The organism is Streptomyces botrytidirepellens, assembly GCF_003721215.1.
GTDB lineage: Bacteria > Actinomycetota > Actinomycetes > Streptomycetales > Streptomycetaceae > Streptomyces > Streptomyces himastatinicus.
In genome coordinates this window covers 1-2,690 of the sequence record NZ_RIBZ01000538.1, presented here as the reverse complement: position 1 = coordinate 2,690, position 2,690 = coordinate 1, and the positions used below count along the sequence as shown (strand labels likewise).

Annotated in this window: 2 protein-coding genes; both read left to right on the top strand. The window is 71.1% G+C overall.

What is annotated here, in order from left to right; genetic code table 11:
• Positions 1-423 precede the first annotated feature (423 nt).
• Positions 424-873, top strand: coding sequence for a PTS sugar transporter subunit IIA (locus EEJ42_RS32485; protein ID WP_123105513.1), 450 nt, complete (start codon positions 424-426; stop codon positions 871-873).
• Positions 874-967: 94 nt separating this feature from the next.
• The gene (ptsP, locus tag EEJ42_RS32480; RefSeq protein ID WP_123105511.1) at positions 968-2,638 is read left to right on the top strand and encodes a phosphoenolpyruvate--protein phosphotransferase; all 1,671 of its coding nucleotides are present in this window, start codon (positions 968-970) and stop codon (positions 2,636-2,638) included.
• Positions 2,639-2,690: the final 52 nt, after the last annotated feature.

Here is a 2,690-nt window from a genome sequence, read left to right as displayed (position 1 = left end):
TTGACTTTTGGCACGCTGTTGAGTTCTCAAGGAACGGACGCTTCCTTTGAAACCGTATCACCGGTTTCTCCGGGCGCTTCCCTTCGGTGTTTCACACACTATCAGACGCTTTTCCGCTTTCCGAATCCGCATTCTTCGCATGGCATGCAAAAGCAGATCCGGGATTTGGATCAAGTGACTGAAGGTGCCGCCCTCACCTGGACGCGCCCGCAGCTGACTGCGATGCTTCATCCGGATGGGCAGGAGTACAACAGTACAGCGCCTCACGCGGCCGTGGCAAATCGTTTCGGGGCCCCTGGGTGGGTCTCCGGCCTGCGCCGCTTGTGCGGAATCCCAAGTTCCTATGACTTACGCTTCTGGGCAGTGCGCTGTCCGGGACAGGCGGTGACGGCGCGAGATGGATCTTCACCCGGGAGGCTTCCCATGACCACCGTGACGTCTCCGCTCGCCGGGCGCGCGATCGGACTGACAGCGGTTCCGGATCCGGTGTTCTCGGGCGCCATGGTCGGTCCGGGTACGGCGATCGACCCGGTGCTCGAGCCCTCCGTGGCGGTGGCTCCGGTCGACGGCATCGTCGTCTCGTTGCACCCCCACGCGTTCGTGGTCGTGGACGAGGAAGGGCATGGGGTGCTCACCCACCTCGGGATCGACACCGTGCAGCTGAACGGTGACGGCTTCGAGGTGCTCATCAATAAGGGGGACACCGTCAAGCGCGGTGACGCGATCGTGCGCTGGGACCCCGCGGTGGCCGTGGCCGCCGGCAAGTCGCCGATCTGCCCGGTCGTGGCCCTGGAGGCCACGGCCGAAGCCCTCTCCGCGGTCCAGGAGGACGGCGACATGAAGCCGGGCGACGCGCTCTTCAGCTGGACGTGACCTCGACGCCGTCCGGAACCGGTCCGGGCGGCGTCGACGGCTAGTACGACATCCACCACGGCGGGTTCCGCCGTATCAACCGGGGACAGGTGACATGGAGACAACGCTGCGAGGCGTCGGCGTGAGCCACGGGGTGGCCATCGGCGAGGTGCGCCACATGGGCACGGCGGTGCTGGAGCCACCGGCGAAGCAGATTCCGGCCGACGAGGCGCCGCGTGAGCAGGGGCGGGCGCGCCAGGCGGTGGAGGCCGTGTCGGCGGATCTCATCGCGCGGGGCAATCTCGCGGGCGGCGAGGCCCAGGCCGTGCTCGAGGCACAGGCGATGATGGCGCAGGACCCGGAGCTGATCGCCGACGTCGAGCGGCGCATCGCGGTGGGCAGCACCGCCGAGCGCGCGGTGTACGACGCCTTCGCCGCGTACCGGGCGCTGCTGGCCGGGGCCGGGGAGTACCTGGCGGGCCGGGTGGCCGACCTCGATGACGTACGGAACCGGATCGTGGCGCGGCTGCTGGGTGTGCCGATGCCGGGCGTGCCCGACAGCGACGAGCCGTATGTGCTGATCGCGCGCGATCTCGCCCCGGCCGACACGGCGCTGCTCGACCCGACCCTGGTGCTCGGCTTCGTGACCGAGGAGGGCGGGCCGACGAGCCACAGCGCGATTCTGGCGCGCGCCCTCGGGGTGCCCGCCGTGGTGGCGCTTCCCGGTGCCGGGGAGCTGATCGAGGGCACCATGATCGCCGTGGACGGCAGCACGGGCGAGATCTTCGTGTCGCCGAGCGAGGAGAAGCGGGCGGAGCTGACCCGGGCCGCCGAGGAGCGGCGGGCGGCGCTGGCCGCCTCGTCCGGTCCGGGCGCGACCTCCGACGGGCACAAGGTGCCGCTGCTGGCGAACGTCGGCGGTCCGGCGGACGTGCCGGCGGCGGTCGAGGCGGGCGCCGAGGGCGTGGGGCTGTTCCGGACCGAGTTCCTCTTCCTCGACGACAGCACGAAGGCGCCGTCGGAGGAGAAGCAGGCCGAGGCCTACCGGCAGGTGCTGGAGGCGTTCCCCGAGGGCCGCGTGGTGGTGCGGGTCCTGGACGCGGGCGCGGACAAGCCGCTGGACTTCCTCACCCCGTCCGATGAGCCCAATCCGGCGCTGGGCGTACGCGGACTGCGCACGCTGCTGGACCACCCCGAGGTACTGCGGACGCAATTGACGGCGCTGGCCAAGGCGGCGGAGGGGCTGCCGGTCTACCTCGAGGTGATGGCGCCGATGGTGGCCGACCGGCTGGACGCCAAGGCGTTCGCGGACGCGTGCCGGGAGGCCGGGCTCCAGGCGAAGTTCGGCGCGATGGTGGAGATCCCGTCGGCCGCGCTGCGGGCCCGCTCGATCCTTCAGGAGGTCGAGTTCCTGTCGCTGGGCACCAATGACCTGGCTCAGTACACCTTCGCCGCGGACCGGCAGGTGGGTGCGGTGTCGCGGCTTCAGGACCCGTGGCAGCCCGCGCTGCTCGACCTGGTCGCGGCGTCGGCCGAGGCCGCGCAGGCCGAGGGCAAGAGCTGCGGGGTGTGCGGTGAGGCCGCGTCCGACCCGCTGCTGGCGTGTGTGCTGACCGGTCTGGGTGTCACCAGCCTCTCCATGGGTGCCGCGTCGATTCCGTATGTCCGCGCCACGCTGGCCAAGCACACGCTCGCCCAGTGCGAGCGGGCCGCTTCGGCGGCGCGCGCGGCGGACACCGCCGAGGATGCCCGCCGGGCCGCGCAGGCGGTGCTGTCCGGCGAGTGAGCCGATGAGCTGAGCAGGGTGCGGGGCCCGTCCCGCCGCGGTGACCGCGGCG

Bases quoted from the DNA above. Each gene is read 5' to 3' on its own strand.
- EEJ42_RS32485 (WP_123105513.1), top strand. From the start codon at position 424: ATGACCACCGTGACGTCTCCGCTCGCCGGGCGCGCGATCGGACTGACA.
- ptsP (WP_123105511.1), top strand. From the start codon at position 968: ATGGAGACAACGCTGCGAGGCGTCGGCGTGAGCCACGGGGTGGCCATC.